General features: G+C 69.5%; 2 protein-coding genes. Both read left to right on the forward strand.

Going from position 1 to position 1,971, the window contains the following annotated elements; translation table 11 throughout:
• The first annotated feature begins 126 nt into the window (after positions 1-126).
• A complete protein-coding gene (gene hemB, locus EHS43_RS43480; RefSeq protein ID WP_125195932.1) occupies positions 127-1,119 on the forward strand; it encodes a porphobilinogen synthase in 993 nt (330 codons plus the stop codon).
• Positions 1,120-1,413: 294 nt separating this feature from the next.
• Positions 1,414-1,770: a DUF805 domain-containing protein gene (locus EHS43_RS43485; protein ID WP_125195933.1), complete on the forward strand. Its 357-nt coding sequence runs from the start codon at positions 1,414-1,416 to the stop codon at positions 1,768-1,770.
• The last annotated feature ends 201 nt before the right edge of the window (positions 1,771-1,971 follow it).

Below are 1,971 nucleotides of genomic sequence, written 5' to 3' on the forward strand. Positions count from 1 at the left end.
GGCGTGGGGGCTGGGGTTGTGCGCAGTTCCCCGCGTCCCTGAGCGCCCGCGGCGGCCCGTGCGGCACCGGTGGGGGCCGACGCGGCGTCGGTAAAGGGGCCCGTAGGGCGGGCGTAGCTTAGGTGTATGACGATGTACGGATCCTTTCCCGGCGCGCGGCCCCGGCGGCTGCGGACCAACCCCGTCATGCGCCGCATGGTGGCCGAGACGCGGCTGCACCCCGCTGACCTGATCCTTCCGGCGTTCGTGCTGGAGGGGGCGAGTGAGCCGGTGCCGATCTCGGCGATGCCCGGGGTCGTGCAGCACACGCGGGACAGTCTGAAGAAGGCGGCCGTGGAGGCCGTGGCGGCCGGGGTCTCCGGGATCATGCTCTTCGGGGTGCCGGAGGAGTCGAAGAAGGACGCCGTCGGGACGCCGGGGACCGACCCGGACGGGATTCTGCAGGTCGCCATCCGGGACGTGCGGGCCGAGGTCGGGGACGAGCTGCTCGTGATGTCCGACCTGTGCCTCGACGAGACGACGGATCACGGGCACTGCGGGGTGCTGGACGCCGAGGGGCGCGTCGACAACGACGCCACCCTTGAGCGGTACGCCGAGATGGCCCAGGTGCAGGCCGACGCGGGCGCCCATGTCGTGGGGCCCAGCGGGATGATGGACGGCCAGGTAGGGGTCGTCCGGGACGCGCTCGACCAGATCGGGCGCGAGGACGTGGCCATCCTGGCCTACACGGCCAAGTACGCCTCCGCGTTCTACGGGCCGTTCCGCGAGGCCGTCGCCTCTTCCTTGCAGGGTGACCGCAAGACGTACCAGCAGGACCCGGCGAACGTGCGGGAGTCGCTGCGGGAGCTCGCCCTCGACCTGGAGGAGGGCGCCGACATGGTGATGGTCAAGCCGGCCGGGCCCTACCTCGACGTGCTCGCGCGGGTCGCCGACGCGGTGGATGTGCCGGTCGCGGCCTATCAGATCTCCGGTGAGTACTCGATGATCGAGGCCGCCGCAGAGAAGGGCTGGATCGACCGGGACCGGGCGATCCTGGAGACCCTGACCGGAATCAAGCGGGCCGGGGCGCAGAACATCCTCACCTACTGGGCCACCGAGGTGGCGCAGAAGCTCGGCTGACGCGGCCGCCTGGCGGCGTGTCACGGCAACGGTTCGAGCTCGGTCCGGATACGGGCCGGGATCGTTCCGGCCAACGTCCGGACAACGGGACCCACTTGGTGCGGTGATCTTCTGCCGGTCTGTCCGGAATCCGCCCTCGATGGTGGTGGATTTGTCGCGGTCTGACAGGCGCGCGCCTTGATGAAGCGCTTACATCCGCCGAATTGACGAGTTCTCGACATCCTCCATATCTTCTGCGCCTGGCCTGATCCATTCGGAACGGTTCCGAGCGGCGATCTATGGGGGGACACCACCATGAGCTGGTTCATCGAGGTTCTCAAGAAGTACGCGGTCTTCAGCGGGCGTGCGCGCCGCAAGGAATACTGGATGTTCGCGCTGTTCGCCGGAATCATCTACGTCGTGTTCGCCATCCTCGGCGCCGTCACCAAGCAGACGTGGCTCGTGGCGATCCCCTACCTCGCCTTCCTGCTGCCGGGTCTGGCCGTCACCGCGCGCCGCCTGCACGACACGGGCCGCAGCGGCTGGTGGATCCTGTTCGGCCTCGTGCCGCTCGTCGGCGGCATCACCCTGTTCGTCTTCTCGGTGCTGGACAGCGAGCCGGGCGACAACAAGTACGGCCCCAACCCGAAGCTGGCGCCGGCGCACGTGTGACGCCGTAACTCCGCTTGAAGGCCGCCCGGTCAGTGCCGGGCGGCCTTCTGGTTCTCCAGGTTCGCCACGGGGGTGAGGGCCGCCGCCCTGTCCTTGGCCGGGCCCTCGTCGCGTACGCCCTGGCCGTCCTTGCACCCCGTGAGTGTGGTGAGGGCCAGGAGGGCGACGGTGAGCGCGGTGAGCATGCGGGGGGTGTGGGGT

The sequence above is a fragment of the Streptomyces sp. RP5T genome, from assembly GCF_003933965.1.
In the GTDB taxonomy this organism is placed as follows: Bacteria; Actinomycetota; Actinomycetes; order Streptomycetales; family Streptomycetaceae; genus Streptomyces.

What these genes read in the sequence shown, in the direction of transcription:
- hemB (WP_125195932.1), top strand. Translation starts at nt 127, where the DNA reads ATGACGATGTACGGATCCTTTCCCGGCGCGCGGCCCCGGCGGCTGCGG.
- EHS43_RS43485 (WP_125195933.1), top strand. Translation starts at nt 1,414, where the DNA reads ATGAGCTGGTTCATCGAGGTTCTCAAGAAGTACGCGGTCTTCAGCGGG.